The following is a 25,701-nucleotide window of genomic DNA, read 5'->3' as shown; positions in this document are numbered from 1 at the left end:
GGAAGCCACGCAGCACCTTTCCACTGTTTCTTCTCGCGATCGCCGGACTGGCGCGTGAGCATGATGGCCTGCGGCAATCTGGCAGAAAATGCGGGTGTGGCTGCATGTTTCTGTTTCTTCAGGCCCATCTGCTGGCGGCGAATTCAGCCGGGAGTTTTGAGATCTGAACATTCTCACCAGGTTGTGGCGCTTCGATACATTGCCCGTTACCTAGATACATCATCACATGCGATGGGTTACCGTTATTGTACTGCGCGGCGGGGAATATCAAGTCTCCGGCTTTGATGTCGGCGGGGTTCACCTTGGGCAGTAAGCGGTACTGCTCTTCTGATGTGCGCGGAATCTTAGCGCCGGCCGCACGTACGGCATATTGCATGAGGCCAGAGCAGTCGAAGGTGTCGGGGCCTTCCGCACCATAAACATACGGTTTGCCCAGTTGAGACAGCGCGACGAATAGCACGCGTTTGGCCATCGTTGCCAAACCCGAGGTTTGGGTGCCTGGCACCTTGCGACCGACGATGTTGTAACGATACTGTGCGGCCAGGCTGTTGATTGCCGCGGCGGTGGAGGCTACGCCCGCCTGGCTCGTACCAGCCAGTACGAGTCCTTTGTGCAGTGCGACCGTGAGGATTTTGTGCACACGTTGTGCACCGGCTGGAGTATTCGCCGACGGTCCGACCGCGATCAGGGCTGTGTCGAGTTCCTTGATCAGCGAGTTCAATGCGGTTTGGTCGATACCGTGGTTGCCAGCAAGTGCAGTCAGGTATCGCGCGAGTTGGTTGTCCAGGTTATTGAAGGCGATTCGAGCGTTGCGCTGGTAACGCTGGATCGCGGTAAGAGCGGCTGTGGTTCCGTTGGTCGTGTTGCGTGAAGGCTCGAACTGGCCCGGTTTCGTACCGTTTACGGTGGGTGAGGACCGGCCATTGGTGCCGTATGTGCGCTGCAGCTTTGTGAGTGCCTGTACGGCGGCGTGTGCGTGGGTTGATGGAATCGAGGTGGGTTCACCTTGAGGTGGGGAATTGCCTGAGTATCCGTGCGTCGCGGTATCGCGGGTTCTCCCCGAGCCCAAGCCGACGAGGGAGGCGAGTATTGGAAGAGTGAGGAGTGGGGGGATGAGAGTTGTTGCCGTCTCCGAGAGTTGCGGGGTGCCGTTGTTCGCTCGTGTGCCGGCTTCACGCTTGTCCTGGTGAGGGTGCGGGTTCGGGTTGTGCTGCACAGTAACCACATCCGCGCGTGGTGTCGCTGAGTCCGGGCGAGCATGGGATTGCTCCGGATCATTGCTGGCCTGATCGGGACGAGTGTCTGTTGCGGCGGGCGGTGAAACGTGCGTTGGCACGTCGGGCGTGGCGCCCTGTGGTGTGTTGGATTCGGGGACGCTGCCAGTGGTGTACGAGGTCGATGCGCGTAGCTCTGGTGGCTGTGCATCGGTACGGATCAGGTCGGAGACCAGGGGCAGGTTTGCATCTGGTGATTTGCGGTTGCTCCACGGAGTGGAAGGTTTGGTTGAGGCTGATTCCTGTTCGGCTGCCACTACGTCCGGGTTCGTGGCTGCCTGGGCGGCTTCGGTCATGGCGCGCTGCTGAGGACGCGTTTGACTCGCACATCCCATCTGCTCGGTAAGGCCAACTGCACGAACCGCCCTGAGTTCGGGTCCCAGCTCGCTACGATCACCGGTTTGCTATCGGAGTGAGCAGCCACGATCACCATGCCCATTCGGGTGGGCGCATTCTTTTGGTAGTCCCAGAACACCAGATCACCCGGCGACTCTGCTCCGGCGGCCACGAGCTGTCCGCACAGGCTTTGTGCCAGGATCTTGTCGGGGAGTTCAGTGATAGTGCGCGAATTGGCAAGGGGGCACCGGCCGGAATTGCTGGTGAAATGCATTCCATGTAATGCTTCGGGCATCGGAATGACGGGGGTGCCGCATACACCGGTTTGTGCGGCAATCGATGCCCGATAGATTACGCCTGCCGTTACCGCGGCCGGCTCCGTTGATACCAGTCGCGTGGTTGTGGTGGTTTCGTCGATGGTGCGACCGGAGCTTTGGTTCACGAGCGCGGTAAGGATCTCACCTGCGCAGCGCCCGGCTGTGCCGGTGGCGGGTTCGGTCAGTGGTGGACCGATCTGATATGCCGCGGTTTGCATAGCCGTGGCACAGGCTCGCTGTCGATCCGAGACCGAGGTGTCACGGGGCGCGAAAGTCAACTGTGAATAGGGGTTGGCGGTGGGCGGTGGAACTGCGGGTGCGGTCCGGCTGCGGGTTTCGATGCCGTTTCCTTTCGGGGACGGGGTCGGGATAGCTACATCGCATTGGTATTCAAAGTCCGAAGCAACCGCAGCTTCCTGGCCGACTACCAATAGTATTGATGCACTCATGAGAGCAAGAAGTGCGGCAATAATTGCCAGAAGGATTTTCATCGAGTTCATTTTCCTGTTGTGAATATTTACGAGTGAATGACACGCTCGGATTGCATTTCTTGTGCCGCGCGGAAACTTGTTCGTGCTGCGCGATCATGACTGTCCTAGAAGCTTCCCTAGGCCGGTCCACATTCCTCGTGCTATGCGTAGCTCGGTGGCCTGCTGGCTGCCGATGGCGCGCTCGACCGCATTTCTGTTCGCAGCAGATTGATCGCTTACAAATTCCCTTACAGAATCGTCGATTTCTTTCGCATGTCCGCTATTGATTGCCGCCCACATATTTCGCGCTTCCTCCGGTGTGACGTCATTCAATAGCAGGGCTGCAATTTCGGCAGAGTCCTTCACATTGTTGTCGGTAATGTCTGCATCAGCGCTGGCAGCGATGTGTTTGGGGTTCGATTCATCGAATAGGCCAGCGGCTCGTATATTCTCTATATCTTTCATAGAGAGGCCGCGCTCTTCATTCTCTTCATCCACAACCCAGTCCAAAGCCCTAAGTCGAAGATAGGACCTATCTTCGCCGGTGGGGGAAGGCCGAGATTCCAGGTAGTCGCGGACGAAGCCCTGTTGGAAGCCGTCGGGTCCGCCTCGCAGTGCGACTTCTCCACCGCTCGCTCGGACGTGCTGAAATGCCGACTCTTTTAAGGTCGCGAGGTCTGCATCGATGTCAAGAGCGTTGCCACCTCTATCGAGTGAGAATCCAACCTGTGCCATCGCGGCGACAACGCGCGCCAGGTGCTCAGTACCCAGTTTGCGATCGGCCACGTTATTGGTGACTATTTGCCAGGACTTGATCCCGCGCTCTATTCGGGCTTCATCCCTATAATTCGCACCAAGCATGGCACCGTTTGCGTCAGGGGGGGTGCCACCAACATCGACAATATTCTGAATTGCCGAACCGACGGCTTCAGCCGTATCGGCTCCACCCGCCTCGGTTGCAGCGTAGCCAGCAACGTTGCGATAGAGCTGCCGATTGAGATATGACTGGACAAGAAACCCGTTCGACCCCATATAACCCTCCCTCGTCTGAGCTTCCCATGTGGCTTTTATAGCTGCATTCTCCAGCATGGAGCCAGGTCGTGCCGGGTTTCTTCTCTGCGTAAGTTGTTCAAGGAGAAGCGAATTCCCAACAGTGTTAATTGCCCCTACGGTGGCCAGCAATCCCAGCCCGTGGAGGCCATGGCGCTGTGCCCCTACCATTCCCATACCCAGAGCTGTACGACCGACGGGAGGTTGAGTGGCCCCTTGCAGGTTTTGTGAGAATCTGTTGGCTACCCACTCACTACCGTGATCCAGGCTGGCGTTCAGTCTCTTCAATTGCGAGATTGCCACGATCTCAAGAATTGTACCCATGATGAATACCGTCATCACTTGGCCTTGTGCTTGCCGGAAGATGTCGCCCAAGAACAGTACGTAGACGCCGAGGAATATCACCTGTGCGGCCATGCGCAGAGCCGCGAACAGACTGTGCACAACGTTGCGTACCAGAAAGGTTTGAGTCGGTCCGTAGATGTAACCGCCTGCGGCAAATCCGACTATGGCCTGGAAGCCGTGAAAAATCGATCCGGCGGCGGAGCTGACGATACTGATCGCAAGCGCCACGGCAAAGGCCAATAATGCCGCTCCGGTAACCAAGACCAGTAGTCCTTCGCCAAGTTGTGTAGGGTCGGGTGATTCAGACGCAGCGTAGGCTTCTCGATCGCAGGAACGGACTGCGGTTCTGACGAGGTCGTCATCGCCGACGTTCATGGCGTTCGACCATGCGGTGCGGCACGCCGATCGATCATCTATCACGTGTCCGAAGTTCCATACTTGGAGTGGTTTTCGTGCGAAGTTGTCGGCAAGCTGTTCTTGCATTGACGCGACCACTGCCGTGGGCTGCGGGGTACGATCGCCGTTGAGACCGGCTGCAATTGATATGCCGAGATCGCGGCCTTGACTGAGCCATCCGTCCGGGGCCAGCACATCCCCCAGAGGATCGGCCAGGAACAGGGGGCCGAGCATCGCAACCCCGATCATGGTGACGACCTGTATGACTGCTCTCGAGTGAAAACCCCGCAGTACAAACCAGGCGACAACGAATGCGCCTATCGACACTGCTGTGATAAGCACGATCGGGATATCGAGTTGCTCAGTGAATGCCTTGGCCATCCCTCGCAGGGGGGTGGAGAACAGTTCCATCCACCGAAAGCTGAGAACGAACCCGATCAACCAGATTCCAGTGACAACAATGACCATCCACCCTCCGAACTCCAATTTTAAGGACATCGCAAGTCCAGTGGTAATTGGATCCAGGATGCTTCCTTCGTCGGTGACGAATGAATAGTTCGACAGGTTGACACCGGACGAGTCGCGGATGTTCATCCAACTCAACGCGCCGCTATTGGTCGAGGGTCCCGGAGTGGCGGTCTGAGCTGCGGCCACGGCACCCAATAGACCTGGAATTATCGTGAATGCCAGAGTTATTCCGATGGCCACTACCGTGCGATAGCGGCGACGGGACGCATGGAGCCATGTGCGGTACTTTCGCAGAATCGACCTGTATTGCCAGCAAGGTGCCGTCCAGGCCAGCCCGATATCGCGCAGTCCCCTGGCTGGGATTCGAGCACGCCGTGGGCTGATACCTTTCATCATCTATCCGTTGTGAAAGGCGGTCGCGGTTCTGGTGGTTTCCGGTGTACTGGTGATGGCGGCGGCACGTTCGGGCCTTGCTGGTCCCAGAATTTTGCCGCGTCCGATTCTGTTGAGGGCGTCACGCATGAACATCTCGCCGCGTCGTGCCTGTGGTACCTGCCGGCCGGGTCCGATTGGTGGTGAGGTCTCCTCTCGCAGGATTTGAAGCAGATAGGGGGCTTCTTCAAGATCTACTCCCAGCCATTGGAGGCTGTTGCGTGCCAAAACTTCATCACGCTGCCGGAAGACGAATCGGTTCGGAATGAGGTTGTGTGCCGCGCCCTGGAAGTCGGTAGCCGGATCGTGCGAGGCCAGCCCGATGGCGGCAAGATGCTTGCGGCCGTCGCGGCTGAAGTCCGAGGTGACCGCGGCCCCTACCTGAGTCTGGGTGAAATGGTGCGCCTCGTCACCGATGAGCAGTCCGAAGCGCCCGTTGTCACGGAGAAATGCCTCTCGTGCGGCGACTCCCACCAACTCGTACAAGGCTGTCCCGAGTCGTTTGGTGAGTGGGAGGCGGTTGTACAAGTGTGGTGTAGTGAGTTCTTCTGCAGAGGGCAGGGCCACCTGGTGACTACGAACTACAGTGGCTGCGGCGGTCAGCCGTAGTGGTGCAAGTGTGGGGTCGAACAGTACCGGGACCCGTTCGGCGATGGTGCTCAGTCGTGCGGCCAGATCCGCGTACTCTTCGCCGGCTCCTGGTGTATCGCGTAGCTGGAGCGCGACCTGGAACAGGTCGACCAGGGATCCGATTCGATGTTCGGCGATACCGCGTTGGGTGAGTAGCGAGCTGACGATGGCACCGGTGCCAGAGGTGGGTGAGAGGTCCAGCAGCGGCAGGATGGTATCGAGTGCGCGTTCTCCCGCGATACGCGGATCGAACAGTCTGAGTGGGTCGAGGGAGACGGTGGGGTTGGCCAGGTCGATGACGACAGCGTCCTCGATGGCGGTCGCGAAGTGCTCCCACTCTCCTACTTGGCTGCGGTCGATGGCCAGGAACTGTCCGCCCATGTCGTTGACAAGTGCGGCAATGAGTTTCAGCAGATATGACTTTCCGGAGCCCAGCTCACCGGTCACGGCGAACGAGGCAGAAAGATCATGTAAGGCGGCTTCCATGATGCCGAAGTGGATCGGCTCGAAGTGCCCTGACATGAGGTTCACTCCAATCACCGGGCCGCTGTCGTCTCCGATCTGGCTGCTGGTGAACGGTACGAAACCGGCCCACATGTCCGAGGGGACGATGTGCGCGAAATCGTCGTACGCGCGCCGCTGGGGGCTACCCGGGATCAGCATGGACCATAGATCGACTTGTGCGCCTAGCGGCGCCGTGAGTTCGATCTGGAAGCGTCGGTAGCGGCGTTTGAGTTGGTTCACCGCGTCCATGGTGGCTTCGCGGGTTGTGCCGCCGATTGCGATGACGGTAGTGAATGACACCTCTGACTCTGCGGAGTTCACCTCGAAGTGGTCATTGTATTCACCGAGCATCTGAGCTTTGGACATCAGTGTGTTTTGTGCGAACGACACCTCTTGGTCGCGCTGATCCATTTGTTCACCCAGGCGACGCAGGTTGGTTTCGTTGCTCTTGAGCACCTGATCGGCAGGGCGGGTGGATATGCGTATTCCCCAGTCGACGGTGACGTCGCCGAGTCCCTCGATCACATTGAGGAATTCGCTGCCGCCGGGAAATGTCATTCCTGCGTAGGGAAATGAGTGCGGAGTCAGCATCGACTGATACGAAGGTTTGTCTTCGTCGGGTTGTACCACCTTGATCACCGGCACGAACGAAGGCCGTAGTCGGTAGCTGCGGTCAGCTTGCGCACCCTCGTCCAGCGCTGCTGAGCGAAAGACTGCCGCGGTTGCGTCGTCGAGTACGCCGACGCGGGTGGGTGCTGCTGGGTCCCCGACCCCGCCCCGGGAGAGGTAGTGCTCCCAGAGCCATTGGAACATCGCGGCCGGCACTGGGGCCGGATCGAATTCCCCGCCGATTCTGGACAGGATCTCTGCTGCTTTCGCCTCGTGGACGTCGAGGTCGTCGCGGGTGATACCGGAAAGGTCCACCGAGTTATAGCTGCGCCATATTCGCGACAGCGACGATATTCCCGGGTTAGCGGAACCGACAGGCATGGACAGCAGGAATATTCGCGTCTGCGGCATGATGGCACGAACTCGTTCGTAGGAGGCAACGACTTCGGTCGCGTAGGCTTCAGAGTGGTTGAGTTCTACACCTTCAACCATTTTGTTGAGAACATCGAGAGTGTTAAGTCTGGCCTGAATTCCCAGTAGCAGCGATCCATTCGGCAGGTTGTTGATCAGCGCGTGGTGCGCCGCTTTGACGTCGAATTTGTCGCTGGCTCTACGTAAGCCGTATCCGAGGGGGTTAATGAAATAGGTCGCGGTGACCAGGCCGGTATGGGTAAATTGGAGATTTCCTCGAATTGCCGCAGTTGGTTGCAGATCTCTATCGAATGCCATCTGCGGTCTCCTTTGGAACCGCAGGCCAGCGGCGGTCACGAGCTGCGCGGACCTCGTCGATATTCTGAGCAAGGAAAGCGTGCGGCAGTTCGGTAGCACGCTTGTCCGGCAAGATGATGACCGTGGTTTCGTCGATGAACAGGGTATGTCGTGCGGACTCCGGGTCTATCGGCATCCCGGAGGCGGAGACTGGCTTGCGGTGCGTGAGTAATCGGCCTATCCAAAGAGCTCTCGAGGTCAACCGGACACCGTTATAGGGAATCAAGCCGAGCGTGAATACCGTCACAACGGTGGCTATCAGCCCGGTTACGAATGTACCCGCAGGATTGACCGGTAGGTTCATCGAGAAGAATGCGGTGATTGCCAGCAGGGCGACTGCCGCAGCGATCTGCGGGAGGGTATACGGCCCGAACGGTAGTTTTTGACCGTTCTGGGCCTTTCCGATCACCGTTGGAACGCGTTTGATCGGAGTGAATATCTTGATCACCGAAGTCATTGGCCATACTTACCGATCGGGAAGTCTGGTATTACACTGCCTGAGTCGAAACGCGCGTAGCTGATTACCGTCGGAAGCACCCAGAACAGCACCGCGGCAAACACTGCCGACCCTGTGATTCCGAATACCTTGCTAGGCGAGAGTTTGTTTTTGGTGGCCTCGGAGATCATGATCGCCATGCTGGCGATGGTCAGGGCTACCAAGCCGAGCCAGCGAAAAACGATCAGCACCCCGTAAAGAATACTGCCGAGTTGTGTGCCCATGCGTAAATTCCCTTCAGTTCTGTGTTGCGTGCGGAATCTGCGCCGCACTCGTCGGGCCTTTGGTTAGGCTGGTCGGCGGTGCAGCGGTAGTGCCAGGAGTTCGCAGCGCTTCTGCAGAGAGTGGGAACTTCAGAGATGGTATCGAATCCACAGCTTTCACCTGCCATTTCCCGGACGCTCGGATCATGGTCAACGGGTAGGACAGCGTTGGAGTTTCTGCGCCGTCGAGTTTCGGGTTCACCGAGACCAACACTCTCGCAGTGGTTCCGTTCGTGCCGCAGGACGAGTCTTCCGCTTTCACCATCGTGGTGTCGATTGAGGTGAACGGGGCTGGACGCAGCGCAGTGATGCCCGACTCTGATGTGGTATACCGGGCTATGTCGCCTGAACCGGCCAGCAGTGCCTGTAGAAATCCCGATGCTACCTGAGCGAAAGGGGTGTCTGAGGAGCAGTTCGCACCGTAGTTCAATGCCAACTCGGGGGCACGTCCTGGCGGTTCGACCGCTGCGGGAAGTGCGAGCGCACGTAGTCTACCCTCGATCACCGCAACGGCGACCTGGTAATATTGACGTGAATCGTCAACTGACGCAGTGTTTTTGCGTACGATGCGGGCCGATACTGTCACAGCCCAAACGTCCACCCCATCGCTGGTCAGCTCCCTGCTCACGTAGACCACAAGCGGGTCCAGAACCTGGCGGGCGGTTGTTGGCAACGTCACTCGCTGCGCGTCTCCTACGAAGTCCAACGCCCGGTCCCTTTGTGCTGCAGTAGCACTCAAGTAGCTGACTATGAATTCTGTGGCGAAGGATTCTGCCAGGTGCGAGCGACCGATCAGAACAAGAGCCGAGTTCTCCGACGGACCCGGTGGTGGAGCAGAGAAGGCGTCCAGAATCGCATGGCCGCCGCCGCATATCGCAAGGACGGCAAGGACGGCTATGACCAGATTGTCTCTCCGTCGGCGGGCGACCATTCGGCGCAGGAGGGCTTCACCGGAGTCTGCCCGTGGTCCACTCGATACGCTCACCCACTAAATGGTAGAGAGCGAACAGCACGCCGTTACTCGATAATCTTCCCAATAGTGGGAGTGAATTCAGGCGAGCATCGTACTCTTTCCTCTACTCAGCCTGAACTGCAATTGTTCGTCATAGCCGGTCGGCATGCTCGTCGATGGCAGTTCGGTGGCGTCGTACAGCGGTGAGGCCAGGAGGAAACGGTCTGCGGCGCAGACGAATTGAACAATTGCCAGTGGCCGGCTCGCGTACCCGGGGTATGGGTACAGCAAGAGGGAACTGGGGGCGTACCCACCGTGGTAGCCGAGAGTGCGCAGCGTCGCTCCTGCGGAGTATCCAGCCTGGACCAGTGTGCCGAGTTCGGCCAGTTGAGCACGATCATCGGCATGGAAGACATCGCTAGGACGGGACAGGTAGTCCCAGCGAATCCATGGGGCTGGATCAGTCAGCCAGTGGGCGATAACACTGTGCTCTAGTTGGACCATGGCCAAATGCGTGCCTGCGCGACGGTGCGCTTCGCGCAGGGCGATGTTCTCCATGGTCGGGCCTCCGGTCAAGCGTGCGTCGGAAGTGACGTCCTCGATCAGCCACCACGCACCCCGACCGTGCTCGTCATCGCGACCACGAATAGTGAAACGCCACCGGCCTTCACGTCCCACGCCGTCGGTAACGGAGGCGTCGAATTGTTGCCTGGCCCCTGCCGTTGCCTCGCCCAACAGATCCAGCACCTCCATATGACGGTTGAACCTGGAGATACGATGGAACAGTTCGCAGATGGACATCCTGGGCACGTATTCTTCAGGTGAAATCCCGGTCAATTCAGTGACGCCACTTGGGAGGGAGACAGTCTGCGTCTCGTGGTCCCACACTGCACCTACTGCTGCCGGCGGAGTTGGAGCAGGATCAGCGACCGGGCCCATCCAAAGCTGTACTCCATGGACGTCGCCAACTGGCCCAAGAATTGGGCGCGCCCACAGCATGTGCCGGCCGGAGCGGCTCGGGACGGTGAGCTTTAACTCGGTGGCCTGTTCCCGGACAACATGGACAGCATCGGTAATCCCGCTCGGAGTGAAGCCTTCGTAGAGGGCAGGTGTCTTGGAGAACTGGCGCTGCAGTACCCGTTGCCACGCAGCAAAGTCACGCGCTTGATGGCCGACGGAGCTGACGGTGAGTGCCTCGGGTGTCAAGGTCTCTGCTGTTATCCAGGGAATGCCCGAGTCGCTTGGGATTTCTCCTGTTCGCCCCTGCCTCGGCTCAGAACTTGAGACTCCAGAAAGATTTGCCACCTATTTAATGTACCGTTAGATAGTGGCTCACTCAACACTTCATTCGTCGAGCATTGTTCTTCGAAGCCGGTAGCCGTTCACTAGCCATGTCCGGCGGTGTGGTTATCGCCCGACGCTCTGCTGACATCACTACTTGTTCCCCATCAGGGCGAGGATGCCAGCACCAGCGAGCGCACCCAGACCATCTATTTTCGAGGGAATGATCCGCAGTCCGGCGAGGTAGCCGGGCCGGGCATGACCCGCTACTGCCTCGCCCAGCGGCCTCCACAACGGCGCACCCACTGTGGCCACACTGCCGCTGATGACTACCAGATCGAGATCCAGCAGCGCAGCTGTCGACGAAATTGCTTTACCCAGTGCGATCCCTGCCCTACCGAGGGCTGCGGCAGTGATTTCGTCCCCGCTCTGCGCTGCCGTCAGGAGCGCAGCCAAGGAATCCCCGGCCCAACCACGGTCGCGTGCCCAGGAGCGGATCGCCCGCCCGCTGGCCACCGCGTCTACACAACCTCGGCCGCCACACTCGCATCGCTCGTCGAAACCGGGCACCAGCATGTGTGCGACGCTTCCGGCATTTCCGGTACGTCCCACCACCGCACAGCCACCGAGGATCACACCGCCGCTGATGTGGTCCGAGATCGAAATGGCCAGGGCGTCCATCACGTCATGGGCGTCGCCGAGGGTCCTCTCTGCTAGCGCCAGACAGACTCCATCCAGAGCGACTCTCACTGCTGCGGTGGGGAATAGCTTCTGGACGGCCTCCACGAGCAAAAATCCTGCTCGCCACTGCGGTATCTGAGCGCAGGCCACGACCCCGGCTGCCATATCGATCGGTCCTGAGCAGGCAATACCCACAGCGGTGACCTCAGTGCCGGCTGCCACCTCGAGCAGCAAATCCCTGCATCCGTTCCAAGGCTCGGTGGATGGCAAAGGGATGCGGCGAATCGCGTCGGCGCCGACGTTGTCGGCTACCTGGCCTGCTGCGAATCCTGAGGAGCCTATTTCCAGGGCCAGCACAGTCACGAGTTACCCATCATCACAAGAATTTTTGTTTTCGACGCGGAATAGCGGTCTAGTCCGTGCCGGTAGGCCGGAGCGGCTGGCCGAGTACGAGGTGACGCCGAGGTGCACGTAGAGCAGGCTCGGCGCGATTCGGATCCGCACTGGTGCGGATAATCCGCATTGGTCGATTACGATCGACAGGCGCGATGCGATGGCGGTCAAGATTTTCGACGATTTTTCCGGCATTGTCGTATCCGACTCCTGCCCAGATCATTGCTCTGGGAGCATCGCCGCGGGCGATGAAGTTTTCTGCTCGTCCCCTGCATTGGATCAGCAGCGGGCAGTGCTGGCAAATCTCTACAGCAATCCGCCAGGATTCGGGTGTGCCGACGTCAAGATCCCAAGCGCTGGGGTCCTCCGCACAAGGCGGGCGATTGGACTTACCTGGGGCTGCAGTGGTTTTGGCGTTGGCCGGTGCGAGATAAATCCTGCTCAGGGTATGGGTGATGCTCATAGCCGTCTCCGGAGAATGCGGGGGCACAGCACGCTGTGCTCGTGTCCCACTCGGGCGGTCGTCGAGGCTGATCATGCAGTCCCCGGAAGCGGCTTCGATAGCCGTAAAGGCACCGTAACCGACATGTGACTGGTCCGCAAGGTTTTGTGCCGCCAGTTGACGGCTCATTGACTATGGCTCAACGGTGTTGCATCGTGGGATGGCGGCTCAATACATTCGGAACCGCGTACCCCGCCCGAGATCTGGATCCTGAGGATGATCGGCAACTTGGAATACACCATCGATGAGCTGGCACGGGTGGCAGACACTACTGTGCGTAGCGTGCGCGTCTACCACGAACGAGGGCTCCTACCTTCCCCTGACGTGCGTGGTCGGATCGGCTACTACGGTGTCGATCATCTGAGTCGGTTGCAGACGATCAGCCGACTGTTGAGCAGGGGAATGAAACTCAACGGCATCCGCGAGCTTCTCGAGGCCTGGGACCGTGGTGACGGACTGGCCGAGATTCTCGGTGTCCCGGATCCGCCCGAGGGTACGGAGACCGCGCCGACGGAGACCGCGGCGGCGGCCCCCGTCTTGCCCGAGTACATGCGCAACGCTCTCGCAGCCAGCGATCCCATGGAGGGTTATCGGCTGACCAATCCACGGTGCTGGGACTTGGCCACGAGGCTGCTGGAGGCCGGCGTGCCCACGTCGACCGCGTTCGGCCTGGTCGAACAATTCAGGACTGATATCGACCATGTCGTCGACCGCTGTGCCGCGGAACTGTTCTTCCATCTCGCCGGCAAGACGTTCGCGCAGTCCAACCACTCCCCCGACGACCGCACCGACTTCGAGACCAATGTCGCTATTGCCCGATTGATGACCAATCGGGCGGCTGCGGAGCTGGTCGATCAAGCATTGGCACGACATTCCGTGCCACCAACAGCTGATCCCGCACCCTAAGTCAGGGCGTATCGCGGGCCACAATGTGCCGTCAAGTGCGTGCCCGTGCTCGGAACCCTGGCGACATCGGGATGTGCGGTAGCCCCGGACGCAACGCCACGCCCCGCTCGCTGGTGTCCACATTTGCCTGTGGGTACACCACCACGACCTGTCGAAGTGCTTCGGTGAAGTCGAGTCGGAATTGACGGCGACGGAAGCGGTTGTCGGCAGCAGTCGAGCCGAACTGCATAATCAGCGATTCCCATGGCACAGTGGTCTCTCGCTTCACCGAGTACATGCGGTAGGTGAGCCACGCGTAGATATCGAGGCGCAGCGCCGATCCACCCAATGCCTTGATCGCGTTCATGTCCAACGGTACCGGGTGTGCGGTCACTTCATGGAAGAACTCGTCGCTGAGGCGGACTGTGGAGGCGAACAACGAAAGGTGACCGTCCTCGGATTCGCTACCGCACCAGATGTTGTAGGCGCTGGCCACTGACAGTTTTGCGCCGATGCGGCGGTTCGCGTCGCCTTTGTACTCTATGGTCAGGGTTGCGTTGAACAGCCGATGAGACTGGTTGCGCATGCGAGTGAGTGATCCGTTCTTTCCGCCGGTGGCCGCCAATCCCATCGAGGCCATGAAGTCGGTAAGACTGTCGCCGAGGACGATGTCCTGCGAGCCTGTGCGTACAGCTTCGGTTGACAGGAAGGTCAGGATGAGCCGGGGCATTGTCCCGAAGGGGTATCCGATCAATTCAGGTTTGTTATTCCTGCCTGTGGTCATACCCGGTTGTACTGTCAGAGACAGGTCGCCGTTCTGTCGTCCCCACGCGGGCACGTTCCCAGGGTCTCTGTAGGGCAGTGAAGTTTGGGCGAAAACACGCGCCAGGTAGCCGACTTCTTGCTCGCCGTCCCATACTTCCGTGGCAGCACGAATGGTATCAAGTGGGCTGCGTTTGGGACGTGGCACTGGCTCAGCATTGCATGTAGCGTGATATTTCTCAGTGATGGGAACAGTAGTGTAAGAGCAGGTGGTTCTAGTGTTGCGGTGTGTGATCGTATCTCGCGGACGTGCGAGGACCAGCAGTCCGAAATGGTTATTTTCGGGTACTAAATTAGCTGCGAGTACGAACACTCCCCGGCCGACCTGCACCCGGTTCCCGTCCCGGGCTTCGGATCCTCGGCGCAGTCGTCAGCTGGTAATGCCTGTACGACGGAACTGCGCGTATTGTACGGATTTTTGCGACTGCCCCACGCATCTATTGCTGGCGGTGGACAAGTAGTCTCAACCAGGACGCGTATCATCGAGGTTTTTGGCGCCTGCCGAAGGTTTAACTATCTCATGAATTTTCCAGACCGTGAGGAGCTCACTCAAATCTTAGCCCTGAGCTCGGATTTAGTAAATCTCATGGATGTGTCATGCATGCCGCCGAGCCGAGAAATTCATACGCATTCGAAGCTGGCCTGCATTCAGAATTTATGCATTGTATAATTCGCACTACACTAATTCTGTGTTTCATGCGATTCTTTCAAGCGCGAAGATCTTTTGTCTGTTGTTAGAGAAGTCTCACCTTGTCGTACTGATCCACCTAGTAACTTGACCTGCTGCTCAGTCTTGTAGACCCCGTCACTGCTCTTCGACACGTGTGCAAGGTCTCGCACGTCGCGCGTTTCGAGGTGACAGGCTCTGGTGGACCATGCGCGGATTGCAGTAATGGTTCTGGGGGCAGGCAGTACCCCGCGGATGAGTTCGTGGGTCCGAGCTACTTCTTGCCACGAGATCGCGCGGTAAGTGGGTCTTGTGCGCATAACTTGCGCACAACCGTTTGCGGAAGACTCAGAGACTCCTGGCTAAGGCTCGGAGTTCGGGGGTCATAGGGACCGGAGGTACATGTGTGGGACTGGGATACAGGACCAGTCCACTTTCGGTAGCGTCGACCTTTGCCTGTGGGTAGACGGTCAGCACCTGTGCCATCTGCCTGGTGAAGTCGAGTCGGAATTGACGGCGGCGGAAGCGGTTGTCAGCGGCGGTCGAGCCGAATTGGAGCCACAACAGCTCCCATGGCACGGTGGTCTGCTTGCGTACGGAGTACATGCGGTAGGTGAGCCACGCATAGATGTCCAGCCGGAGAGCGGATCCGCCCAGTACCTTGAGAGCGTTCATATCCAGGGGTACAGGGTGGGCGGTGACCTCTCGGAAAAACTCGTCGCTGAGCATTACCACCGAGGTGAACAGCGAGGCCTGAGAGTCACTCGGGTCGGAGATTCCACCTTCGGTCCACCAGAGGTTGTAGGCGGAGGCCACGGAGAGTTTTGCGCCGACCTGCCGCTTGGAGTCGCCTTTGTACTCGATACTGAGGCTGGCCTTGAACAGGCGCTCGGACTGTGCGCGCATGCGGGTGATCGAGCCGTTCTTACCGCCGGTCGATCGTAACCCGAGCGATCCCATGAACTCGTTGAGGGAATTGCCCAGGACGATCTCGGGGCTCTTGGTACGGACCGCCTCGGTGGAAAGGAACGTCAAGATGAGGCGAGGCATGGTGCCGTACGGGTATCCGATGGACCTGGTCTGCCCGTCGGGCCCGACCGTGACACCGGGTTGCACGGTGAGAGACAGATCGCCGTTGCGCCGACCCCACCACGGTACGTCGCCGGGATCCCGGTAGGGCAGGGATGTCTGCGTGAACACGCGCGCGAGGTAACCCACTTCTTGGTCGGCATCCCACAGTTCTGAGGCTGCCCGGACCACTTCGAGGGGATCGTGTTTAGGTCGCGGCATGCGGCTCAGCATTCCATGGTTGTGTGAATCTGTGTCCGGTACTTATCGGCGTGTCTCGCTAATTCCGACGGTTTCAAGACCGCCAGGAGTGAGCATGCCACAGACAGGCGGCGATCGATAGCCGGCACGTACTGAGCGTGAGGTAGACCGCGCAGAACGTGCTCTGAGCAGGGTGAAGCTGGCATTGGTGTCCGACTTGGCGTGGGGGGTCCGTATCCACAGCCGACGTCAGCCTACTACAGGAGTTTTCTAAAAGGAATCAACTACAGGGGGGCCAAGTTTTCCGCGTGTCACCTGCAGAAATAGGAGGCCTGTGTGCGCAAGTTATGCGTGATGCGTGCGCAAGTTATGCGTGGTGTCCTGGGAAAATGCCGAATCGAGTGTGCGCAAGATATGTGTGGACAACTGGTCGGAAAACAGGTTATCCACAGGGTTGTGTGGATAACGTGCGCAAGATATGTGTGGACAACTTTGCCTTTGCGATGTGCGCTGGTTATGCGTGCGCCGTGGGGCTTGCCGTGCCGCATGGACTACCTGAACTAGCAGGTGAAGAGGCTGTTGGCCGATTCGTATCGGCGATGTGCGAGCCCGATACGGCGTGCGCGAGTTATGCGTGCGTGGCGGTGTGCGCAAGATATGCGCAGTCGGGCGGGTGCGTGCGCTTGTTATGCGTGGTCGCCAGGTCAGGCGTGCGCTTGTTATGCGTGCCCCGGTCGGTTGCGTGCGCCGATTATGCGCAACCCGCGGGCGTGCTCGAGCTCCGGCATCGGGACCGAACCGACCGACTGGGGCGAGCGCCCCCAAACCGTTGCGCGCCTTCTGAATGTGCGCAAGATATGCGCACCTGCGCCTCCTCTGCCCGTGCGCAAGCTATGCGCACGGGCAGAGGTGTTGCGGAACGGCTGTTGAAGCGAGGTACGAGTGCTGTCTTCCAGGCAGCAGCTGTGTGTGCGCCTATCATGCGTGCGAATTCCGTTGCCGCTGTGCGCATGTCATGCGCACAGCGTGGGAGACGTTGCCCTGACCTGCACGGATCGGGGCCCTTCGCCGGGTTTGGTGGTGTCGCCACCTGCCATGTGCGCAAGTTATGCGTGGATGTTGTATAGGCGCGGACGCGAGTGTGCGCACGATATGCGTGTAATACCCCCTCGGACCACCTGCGGTGTGCGCAAGTTATGCGTACACGATGCCTCCATTGCTGGCCGCTGCCCGACGCGGTGTGCGCAACGTATGCGTGGCGTTTTCCTCGCGACATCGGGCTAGTGAGTGCTCTGCGTGCGCAAACTATGCGTGCCCGGGCGGTGGTCGGCGCCGCTGAGGGGCCTACTTCTTTGTCTGGGCGGCGGTTTGCGTGGGTGTCAGCCCCTGGTTGTGCGCATAAGTTGCGCACAACCAGAACCGCGGGGCCTTTGGGCCGGTAGCGAAAGTCGACCGCGTTTCCTTCCCTGCAGGGCACGATCGACCCGGGCGCTTGAGCGGGTTACTTGTCGAAACTGTTGGGAGCCTGAGGGTTTCGCTGCATCGAGCGAGCGTAAGCGTCTCCTACCGCCAACCAGTTTCGTCACAGTGACAGTTTCGGTCGAGCAGGGAATGTCATGGCGTGCGGCACCGGGCGGCGTGATCGTTGTCGGCGGTCGATGTGACGCCTGTCTGATCAGCCGTTTGCGTGCTCATCCTGGTCATCAGCGGCACCGGTGACCCTGGCGATGTCATCTGCGAGGTACAGCTTGAGGGCCTGGTCGACTAGCGCGCTGCGACTGCCGGCCTGCCATGTTTCGACGAGATCATCGATCGCGGCCATATCGTCGGCGATGATTCCGCTGAGAGCGATTTTCACCTGCGGTTCTGAGTGACGTCGTCGGCGAGGGCGTCCGGCGTCTACGCGTTTGAACAGTCGTCCTGCTGGTTTGGCTGACGCGACCGTGGCGAAATGGGCTTGCAATTCGGTCTCGAAGGTCTCGATCGCGTCCAGTACGACCGCGCCGTAGCTGCGGCCCTCGCCGCGCTGCTGCTTCTCGGTGTGAGTCAGTTGACGCAGAACCTCGGCAACCACGCCGGCGACATGCGCCTCGGGTACCGATTGACTCACTTTCGCCCTCGCAGTGGCTGCGCGCGGGCGTTTGACCGTAGGTTCTGCGTGAGCAGCGGGCGGCTTGACCGGGGTTTTCTTGGTCTTGGTGATGGCCGGTGCGTCCGTCGTGGTGTCGGCGGGCAGGCGGGGCGCATCGGGTACTGCCGTTAAGGGGGGTGCTTGTGGCGCTGGTACCGAGGGCGGCAGGAGGTCGTCGATGTCGTCGAGGTCGTCGTCGTTGAATGCGCCTTTACGGGCCATTACGCAGTCTCCTTCGCACGCTCACCAGCGGCCAGTCGAACCAGCACTTCCTTGGTCAGCTTCTGATAGTCCGTTGCCAGTGGTTCGGTGTCGCGCGACCACCGCTTGCTCGTCTCGTCGTCCGACCTTCCTTCCGGACGCGCCGGAGAGAATCCGATCAGCTCCTCGGCAGTGAGATGGAAAGCCCGAGCGTCGATCGCCGCGGCCTTGTCGTGGCGAATGAAGTTGCGGAACGGCTCGATTCCTGTGCCATCGAGTAGTTCCATGATCTTGCCGAGGGTGCCCTCATTTCGCCGGACCGCACGGGGATTGCAGTCGAACAGCACCATTCCCATGAGTTCGACCAGCGCACCGTTCTTACGTGCCCACAGGTAACGGTGTGCGAGCAATTCGGCGCCGTCCATGCTGCCGTCGTCCTCTTTGGTGGGCACGATGAGCCAGCTGACGATCTGCAGGAGCAGATCGAGTACGGCGCGGTCACCTGGTCCTGAGTCGATGAGCACGAGATCGTAGCCCTCGGTGGTGACGAGGTTCTCGAGTGCGCCGTGCAGATTCTGCAGTGGATTGATTCCGGTCTGCTCGGCGCTCGAGACGACGGTGCCCGCCATGGCCATGTGCTTGCCACCGCAGACGACGTCGAGCCCGTCTCGGACTTTGCGTATCGGTTCCAGAGGTGTTCCGTATTGGAGCGTCATCGCCAGCGAGCGGCCCTCGTCGGAATCGCGTACTCCTAGATCCCGAATGGTGCAGTTGCCCTGCTGGTCGGCATCCACCACCAGTACACGCTTGCCTCGCCGGGCAACCGCGACCGCGATGGCAGCGGCTATCGATGACTTGCCCACTCCCCCTTTTTGGTTGGCCAGCAGGATCGTTCGTCTCACAGCACGGACATCAGGCAGCAACCGATAACTCGTCACGATCGTGGACAGTACCCCAGGCAGGGATGCTGGACCAACCATCCCGGGCGGGCGTGTCGCGGTCATTCTGTGCGTAACCGGTCGGGATGATGCGCGGTCCACTACCTACGCCGTGCTCGCGATCGTATTGCCGATCCGTAAATCTAGCTGTTTCATCACCCTTTATATGTCCACCGGGTAGGCGGTGCGATATGCCGTTGCTTTCACTTGATGTTGGGTGATCACTTATGCAGTCCACCATGCAGTGGCAGTGGCAGGTGGGACGGTAGTGCGTAGCTGCAAGAACACGGTTGCTGGGCCGCTCTTGGGTACGGCGTCCGGTCGCGCACTTTTCATGGGCGGAGGCAATGCGTTGCACTGGCCCGATTTTACGGTCTTCGAATTCATAGATAATTGTGAATAAATGAATGGTTTAACTTGTGCGCAATTGATTGCATTCTCTTTTGCGGACCCCTGTCCATAGATATTTGCCTTGAATGTAGCCATGACATCAGCAGAACAGAATGTAATGCAATAAGCAATAAATATGTCCGTAATTAATGCAGTAAACAGAGCTTTTGAATGGCCCTTTAAAAGAGTGATTTTTATGGTCTTTTTAGGTGGATGATATCTTGACTTTGAGTAGGTCTTGATGATGTTGGTATCAAATACTTTTACACTTGCCGAATTCTCGGCACAGTAAAGGGCGTTGTCAAGTGCAAGTAAATCGCCCGGTTTATGGGTGTTCGGATATGTAAAATATAAGGGCAAATGATCGGTCTTTTTTTTGCCAGTGAGACGTGCGGTGTGTACGGCAAGATGTAAGCTCGTTGAAAACGTAGCTGACTTTTCCGGTCTATCGGTGTTGAACATGCCAGTCGGTATAGCGCTCATATCTGCATATGGAACTGCTGCATGTGAGGCCAGCATCTGGGCGTATTTTACGACCCTATGTGCCGTCATGGTAAATAGTGTTTGACGGGTACACCATATTGCACGCGTATAGAAAAGATTGTGGACAAATCTAAATGCGCAATCAAACACATACGACAGGGGAATCTGTAATGTAGTTTCGAGACACCATGCAAGTGCGTATTCAAAGGGTGTTTTGTCTGCACTGGGTAAAGTACTCGATAAAGCCATGTGGTAGCTCTTGATGAGCAACTTTGAGTGTACAAAATAATGCACACTCCTATGGATCTTTACATCAGTACACTCATGCACTGTCGCTAAGGTCGTATGGTGTGTCGTATAGAGAGTCGTATGTAAGGGCGGCTCTACGCCCTTAGGTACGACACGCTCATCGCCAGCGTTGAGGAACGTACTGTGAGAACTACATGAAACATGCAGGTAGGAGTAGTATATTGAGTTGCTTCCGCGCATAGGCGATGTTCGCTCGCTGACGTCTCGTCTGCTCGTTCGCAGATGGGACGCGCGCACTCTTGGTCGCAGTCTCTCGTGGCGACCGACTGCTGAGCGGTTCGGTGTTGCTGCGAGAGTCATCCTCCTCCTTTCATGTTCAAAACTGCAGCTTGGCCTCGGTGTTACCGCTCGAAGTCTATCTGCAATTGCTGGTTACATGCGGCCACACTCATCCGTATTCGGTAGCCGTGAACCGGGGAAGGGGTGCGTTCGAGTTTTGGGCATGCGATTGCGGTGAACGACAGGGGGTGGCTGGCTCATCTATCTAGGTTGCTGGTGCTGGCGCTGCGTGGGCAAGTCGAGTCGCGTAGGGCACGCGACCGATCGCGAGTGCTGTGTGGTTCGCAGCGTGGCTGCGAAGCGCAGATCCTCCAACGCAGTACGAACCGTCACTTTCGCAAGCGTTCGCTGCGGACTTAGAGATGATCGTTCTGGCTTGCTCGGCAGGGTCGTTGCTGATGATGGCTAGTTGCTTGACGTCTATCAGCGCACTCTCCCCTGCTGGGTGAAACGTGGGTGATGTATATCGACGGGCGGCGTGGGAGATCTTTGGGGCAATCGAATCGCGTGGTCGGCGACTGGGAGGGGACAGTGCTGCCGGGCTATTGGGGTGTCGCAGTTACTGGGAAAGGGGGATTGGTGGCGCACGACCGTTGCGGTGATTGGGGCCGGGGCCGTGTGCCTCGGGCTCGGGGTGGGATCAGCGGTTGCCGGGATGTCGGTTCGCGATGTCCGAATCCGGTGTCGGCTGCCGGATCTATGAATCCACGCGGGGCTTCGAATCGCTGTGGGCCCATCGGAGGAACGTATCGTGGCTTGTCATCATGTGCGGCTCGCGTCAGATTCCTGAGGGCAGTGGGGCGAGGTTCGCGCGCGTGGTCGCTTAGAACGATCCGCTACCCGACATTCTGTCGTGACGTGTGGCGGCAGTGGGTTCTGTTGTCGGTGACGCCCGCGAGGGTCGAGTCGTTCTGTCGAGGTGAAGGGTCGTGATGATGCGACGGCCGTCCGCGGAGCTTTCGGTCTTTCGCGCGGTGTGTCGCTGCTATGCACTCCATGCGTTGTCGTATGGATTTGAAGTGCGCTCCCGTCACCATGCATGGCGCAGCCCAGGGCGGCGTGGGTGAGGCCTAGCTGTTACGGCCTGATCGATCAGGTGTGAGTCTGATGAGTCTGGACACGTGCGGTCATTCGGAAGTTGGGTCGCCTACCTGCGCTCCTATGCATGATTGCCAACGATTAGCTCAAAAGTCGGTGCATATGGGAATTCGAGGTTCGTAGCCGCCTCCTGCGCCTTCCCTGAACCTAAAAGGGCCCCTATTTGCCCCATGGGGCGCTCGGGGCCCTTCTCGGGGGCTGAGGGTCGTTTTTCGCCTCAAAGTCGGCCTGTGGGCCGCTGGGGCGGAAATAGTGTATGACCTGCAGATTTGATGATGCTGGAGGTTCATAGGGCTTGGACGTATGGGGTGGAGTGCCTGGTTGAGTCTTCGGCTAGGCCGGATCCAGGCGCTGGCCGGCGGTGTTGGCGCTTCTTGTTCGGAAACGGGCGGGTGGGTGAATCTAGTGGTGCCGAAGGGTTAGGTGCTGACTATGCGCCAGGCGTTGCCTGGCGGGATATCAAGCAGCGCGCCGGTCGAGATAGCCGGGTGCCCGAATCGTTCGGGATCGACATCGAATCCGATGCCTCCCTGAAGATGGATGACGGCGCGCGGCCAGTAGATCATCTGTGGGGTGACGAGCCCGCCGACACTGCCGATCAAGGGCAGTTCGCGGTCCACGATCTCCTGTGCCAGATCATCGTGGATACGCCATAGGGAGGTGATTGCGCGGGCGCGCTGGGTGGGGGAGAGGCTGACGGCGTTGTGATGGTTGTAGCCGGCGTGTGTGCGGTAGAGCCTCCAGGGTGGATCGCGATGGAATGCGGGGCTGTTCGTGACGAGAGGGCCGAGGGAGACTCCGAGGTAGTCGATAGGCAATGTTCGGCGGGGATGCCGGATTAGCAGGAGTTCAAGTTCGGCGGCGCTGATGCGTGCGTGTCGGGTCATGGAATGGTCGCGCAGCAGACCGGTTTTGCACAGTGTTCGGATCCAGCGGGTGTGTGCTTTGAACCCGGTACGGTGCCGAATCTCATCGGCGGCCTGCTGGCTGCTGAGCAGAAGGGACATACGCCGATCCTATTGCTACAAGACGTCAATGGATGTCTTTTCTTTTCCGAGCATGGTAGTTCAATCCTCATCAGGTTGACTTCCCATAACCTGTATTAGCGGAGGTTAATTGCCAAAAACCCATTGTCAAGCCCCTGACGTCTCGTGGCCAATGTAGTCCTCAGGTGTGGATTCGCAGATGGTCTGTAGGGCGGGCGTCTGCTCGTAGAACTCTGAAGGACCTGGCGATACGTCGAAGGTGACACTCGGTCGGTGCGGATGTCGAATCGACGGTTCGAGTTCCGGCCGATGTTCGCCCAGGCAACTCAAGGGTGACGGATATCAGATCTCGGAGCCGTCGTCGGAGTCCCCTTCGACTGCATCTTCATCGGACTGCCAGCCGACAGTGTGAATGTGGTGTGAGGCCAGGGATGTCGAGGTCAAGGTATGCCGATCTCGATTCTGAGTATCGCGGGGAGCTGGCTGTCCCCCCGCGGCGCGGCTTCGTGATGGCGGTCAACGCCGTGCATAGACTCCGTCAATCCGATCATTCTAGTATTTGCTAGCAGAGTATTGACTAGCTCGGTGGATAGCAGAATGTTCGACTCATGCGAACAGCAGATACAGAGTTCACGATCGATGCGCTGGCCGCGCGAGTCGGTCTACCGACCAGCACTGTGCGTATGTACCAGTCGAAGGGGCTACTGCATGCGCCGCGTCGAGTCGGCCGTACCGCGCGCTATGACGGCACACACCTACAATGTCTCGAACTGGTGCAGCGCCTGCAGGACAGGGGCTTCACGCTGGCCTCGATCGCCGAGTTGCTGACCGCGCGTGAGCAGGGGGCGACCGTTGCTGATCTGCTCGCATTGCCTGGCGGGCCCGAGGAGTGGGTATCACTTGGCTTGGGTGATATCCGGCTTATGATCAAGTCCAAAGGACTGCGATCCACCTTGCTGCGCAAGGCAACTCAGCTCGGATTGATCCGGTGGCGACGCGGTCGTCCGCAATCGCGACGCTGGGTACTCACAAGTGGTCTCCGGGTCGCCGAATTGGATTTGCCGCCGCGTGAGGTGCTAGGCCAGATTGTCCGGTTGTGTGAGCATACTGATCAAATTGCAGCTGACTTCGGCGCCATCTTTGAACGCACACTGTGGCCCCGTATCCAAGCCGACAGCACCGAGACCGACCAACTCGGCCAGATCCGAGCACTGCTGCAGGAGCTGACAGGTTTGGCTGAGGGCGTAGTGGTTGGCGCTTTCCGCGAATCGGTCCGCCACCTCGCCGAACAATTCGTCGAACGACACGAACTACTGCCCGCCGACGGCGAACGCCCCGCCTGGCTCGACAGCTCGATCCCGATACTCAACGAGCGCCCGCTCGAACCTGGCGGAGATGACATTGAGGACGTGGAGCAATTCCTGGCGGCCGATCATGCGCAGGAGGGGTAATGAATTCACATCCTGACCCACGTATCAGAAGCACTGACCAGCACAGCAGAGCGAGGGAGCACCACGGGTCCGGGCAGGCACTCAAGGAGCAGGGTGGCTATGTGTGCGACGGCATGCGTCAGTCACCAAACCGCCTTCTCGGGGCACGAAAGCCTGCCTCCGCAGCTAGCGAGGGCGTTGTCGAGGCGCGCCAGATGCAGTGGCCCGGCTGATCTTTCGGGATTCGGTGCTGGTCTGGACGGTCGGCACGATCAGCGGGTATGCCAGCGCATTGCCGACCTCATATTCCAATAGCACCCTCAGTCGGCGGCTATCGAGCGGTGCTGAACGGGACTCCGAAATCGACACTGCTGATTGACCGCAAGTTGACGGTGGCATGGGCCAGTTCGATGGATCGGCTACTCAAATGGGTATCTTGCTGCCTAACGCGGGCTGGAGGTCGTCGAGCCAATGTGCGGTGTGGTCGTATCGTGCGAAGAATTGCTGCCCGACCTGTTCGGGGTTACGCGCCTGGAGCATGCGTAGCGCGAAGACGTGTTCGCCTTGGATCGTGGGGTCGCCGTCGAGCACGATGCCAAGCCTGAAACTCGGGAGATCGCCTCCCTGTAGATGTGTAGAGCGCGCGCGAGTGAAACCTCGAAGTAGCTGCGTGCGCCTGTGTCACGGTCGATAAACATGTAGTACGGAATGATTCCGGCCTCCACAGACCGCTGCCATAGCGTTGCCCATGTTTCGGCGTCATCGTTGACGTGTGCGACCAGCGGTGCTTGGGTACGGATCACTGCGCCGGTGTCGCGAACCCGCGCGATGGCTCGTTGTGCTGCGATGGTTTGCAGTTCACGCGGGTGAGAGAAATGGGCCATCACTGTCACGTGACGGCCGGCTGCCCCGCACTGTTCCAGTAACTTGAGTAGATCGTCCGAATCGGGGTCGTCGACGAAGCGGGCAGGCCAATACGAGAGTGCCTTGGTGCCGAATCGTAAGGTGGCGATGTGCTCTAGGTCGGCTGCAAGAAAAGGCGTGACCCAGCGACGCAGGATCTCCGTCCGCATGATCATCGGGTCGCCTCCGGTGAACAGCAGATCTGTCACCTCCGGATGCTCGCGCAGGTATCCGACCAGGCGATCCGGACTGGACAGTGCTTGGCGGGTTTCTGTGCCGACAAATTGCGCCCAGCGGAAGCAATATCCGCAGTAGGCTTGACATGTCTGACCCTGTGACGGGAACACGAGCACCGTTTCTCGGTACTTGTGTTGCAGGCCGAGTACCGGGTGTCCGCCCAGCATGGGAACGTTGTCTTCGATCTGTCCACCAGGATGCGGATTAAGCGCGCGCCGAGCCGATGCCGTCGTCTGAGCAAGTACATCGCGTGGAGCGCCCGCATCGAGCAGTTCCGCCACAGCGTTGAACATGGGGGGTGGCAACATGTCCCGATGAGGGAAGGTCAGTCGGAAAATCGGATCCTCGGGTACTGCAGCCCAGTCGATGAGCTCGTCGGCGACATAGTCGTTGACTCGGAAGGGAAGCACAGCGGATACGACCCGCAGGTCCCGCAAATAATTTTCGGGCAATCCACGACGTCGGGCGAGTCCCGCGAGTCGTTCGCCGGTGAATAGTTTCATGGC

Annotated in this window: 19 protein-coding genes; 2 read left to right on the top strand and 17 right to left on the bottom strand. The window is 59.1% G+C overall.

The window, feature by feature from the left end:
- Nucleotides 1–118 precede the first annotated feature (118 nt).
- The 10 genes from NJ1_RS38095 to NJ1_RS39070 all read right to left on the bottom strand — a co-directional run bounded on the left by NJ1_RS38095 (nucleotide 119) and on the right by NJ1_RS39070 (nucleotide 12,128).
- The gene (locus NJ1_RS38095) at nucleotides 119–1,570 is read right to left on the bottom strand and encodes an NlpC/P60 family protein (RefSeq protein ID WP_169813149.1); all 1,452 of its coding nucleotides are present in this window, start codon (nucleotides 1,568–1,570) and stop codon (nucleotides 119–121) included.
- Nucleotides 1,567–2,418: an NlpC/P60 family protein gene (locus tag NJ1_RS39080; protein ID WP_157573993.1), complete on the bottom strand. Its 852-nt coding sequence runs from the start codon at nucleotides 2,416–2,418 to the stop codon at nucleotides 1,567–1,569. The genes NJ1_RS38095 and NJ1_RS39080 overlap by 4 nt, the downstream gene beginning before the upstream one ends.
- Before the next feature lie 93 nt (nucleotides 2,419–2,511).
- Nucleotides 2,512–4,842 carry a hypothetical protein gene (locus NJ1_RS39075; protein WP_157573992.1) on the bottom strand — a complete coding sequence of 777 codons (2,331 nt, stop codon included), beginning with the start codon at nucleotides 4,840–4,842 and terminating at the stop codon, nucleotides 2,512–2,514.
- Between the two features lie 210 nt (nucleotides 4,843–5,052).
- Nucleotides 5,053–7,560, bottom strand: coding sequence for an ATP-binding protein (locus NJ1_RS15725; protein ID WP_067694154.1), 2,508 nt, complete (start codon nucleotides 7,558–7,560; stop codon nucleotides 5,053–5,055).
- Entirely contained in the window at nucleotides 7,547–8,056 is a 510-nt protein-coding gene (locus NJ1_RS15720; protein ID WP_174557082.1) for a hypothetical protein, read from the bottom strand. Before NJ1_RS15720 ends, NJ1_RS15725 begins: the two co-directional genes overlap by 14 nt.
- Entirely contained in the window at nucleotides 8,053–8,319 is a 267-nt protein-coding gene (locus NJ1_RS15715) for a hypothetical protein (protein ID WP_067694151.1), read from the bottom strand. Before NJ1_RS15715 ends, NJ1_RS15720 begins: the two co-directional genes overlap by 4 nt.
- Before the next feature lie 13 nt (nucleotides 8,320–8,332).
- Complete coding sequence (locus NJ1_RS38090; protein ID WP_157573991.1) at nucleotides 8,333–9,343, bottom strand: conjugal transfer protein; 1,011 nt, start codon at nucleotides 9,341–9,343, stop codon at nucleotides 8,333–8,335.
- 66 nt (nucleotides 9,344–9,409) lie between these two features.
- Nucleotides 9,410–10,531, bottom strand: a complete 1,122-nt coding sequence (locus NJ1_RS15710; protein WP_067694663.1) for a GAF domain-containing protein — start codon at nucleotides 10,529–10,531, stop codon at nucleotides 9,410–9,412.
- A 213-nt stretch (nucleotides 10,532–10,744) separates the two neighbouring features.
- Nucleotides 10,745–11,635, bottom strand: coding sequence for an ROK family protein (locus NJ1_RS15705; protein ID WP_067694148.1), 891 nt, complete (start codon nucleotides 11,633–11,635; stop codon nucleotides 10,745–10,747).
- Between the two features lie 49 nt (nucleotides 11,636–11,684).
- Nucleotides 11,685–12,128 (bottom strand): hypothetical protein, encoded by a 444-nt coding sequence (locus NJ1_RS39070; RefSeq protein WP_157573990.1) that lies wholly within the window; start codon nucleotides 12,126–12,128, stop codon nucleotides 11,685–11,687.
- 255 nt (nucleotides 12,129–12,383) lie between these two features.
- Here NJ1_RS39070 and NJ1_RS15700 point away from each other — a divergent pair, with 255 nt between their 5' ends.
- Complete coding sequence (locus tag NJ1_RS15700) at nucleotides 12,384–13,073, top strand: MerR family transcriptional regulator (RefSeq protein WP_067694145.1); 690 nt, start codon at nucleotides 12,384–12,386, stop codon at nucleotides 13,071–13,073.
- Between the two features lie 31 nt (nucleotides 13,074–13,104).
- Here the strand turns inward: NJ1_RS15700 and NJ1_RS15695 are convergent, their stop codons facing one another.
- The 6 genes from NJ1_RS15695 to NJ1_RS15675 all read right to left on the bottom strand — a co-directional run bounded on the left by NJ1_RS15695 (nucleotide 13,105) and on the right by NJ1_RS15675 (nucleotide 22,646).
- Nucleotides 13,105–14,022 (bottom strand): replication protein RepA, encoded by a 918-nt coding sequence (locus NJ1_RS15695; RefSeq protein WP_157573989.1) that lies wholly within the window; start codon nucleotides 14,020–14,022, stop codon nucleotides 13,105–13,107.
- A gap of 867 nt (nucleotides 14,023–14,889) precedes the next feature.
- Nucleotides 14,890–15,741, bottom strand: a complete 852-nt coding sequence (locus NJ1_RS15690; protein ID WP_169813148.1) for a replication protein RepA — start codon at nucleotides 15,739–15,741, stop codon at nucleotides 14,890–14,892.
- A gap of 1,744 nt (nucleotides 15,742–17,485) precedes the next feature.
- Complete coding sequence (locus NJ1_RS39065) at nucleotides 17,486–18,163, bottom strand: hypothetical protein (RefSeq protein ID WP_157573988.1); 678 nt, start codon at nucleotides 18,161–18,163, stop codon at nucleotides 17,486–17,488.
- Nucleotides 18,163–19,044, bottom strand: a complete 882-nt coding sequence (locus NJ1_RS15680) for a ParA family protein (protein ID WP_245717403.1) — start codon at nucleotides 19,042–19,044, stop codon at nucleotides 18,163–18,165. Before NJ1_RS15680 ends, NJ1_RS39065 begins: the two co-directional genes overlap by 1 nt.
- Nucleotides 19,045–19,305: 261 nt before the next feature.
- Nucleotides 19,306–20,022 carry a hypothetical protein gene (locus tag NJ1_RS39060; protein WP_157573987.1) on the bottom strand — a complete coding sequence of 239 codons (717 nt, stop codon included), beginning with the start codon at nucleotides 20,020–20,022 and terminating at the stop codon, nucleotides 19,306–19,308.
- Between the two features lie 2,036 nt (nucleotides 20,023–22,058).
- Nucleotides 22,059–22,646 carry a hypothetical protein gene (locus tag NJ1_RS15675; protein ID WP_067694139.1) on the bottom strand — a complete coding sequence of 196 codons (588 nt, stop codon included), beginning with the start codon at nucleotides 22,644–22,646 and terminating at the stop codon, nucleotides 22,059–22,061.
- 587 nt (nucleotides 22,647–23,233) lie between these two features.
- On the opposite strand from NJ1_RS15675, the gene NJ1_RS15670 reads away from it, so the two are divergent.
- Nucleotides 23,234–24,076 (top strand): MerR family transcriptional regulator, encoded by an 843-nt coding sequence (locus tag NJ1_RS15670; protein WP_067694136.1) that lies wholly within the window; start codon nucleotides 23,234–23,236, stop codon nucleotides 24,074–24,076.
- A gap of 422 nt (nucleotides 24,077–24,498) precedes the next feature.
- Here the strand turns inward: NJ1_RS15670 and NJ1_RS15665 are convergent, their stop codons facing one another.
- Complete coding sequence (locus NJ1_RS15665) at nucleotides 24,499–25,698, bottom strand: KamA family radical SAM protein (protein WP_218025204.1); 1,200 nt, start codon at nucleotides 25,696–25,698, stop codon at nucleotides 24,499–24,501.
- Nucleotides 25,699–25,701: the final 3 nt, after the last annotated feature.

It is taken from the genome of Nocardia jejuensis NBRC 103114, assembly GCF_001613145.1.
Taxonomy (GTDB): domain Bacteria; phylum Actinomycetota; class Actinomycetes; order Mycobacteriales; family Mycobacteriaceae; genus Nocardia; species Nocardia jejuensis.
The sequence above is the reverse complement of the archived record's forward strand: the minus strand, read 5'-3'. Positions and strand labels throughout refer to the sequence as shown.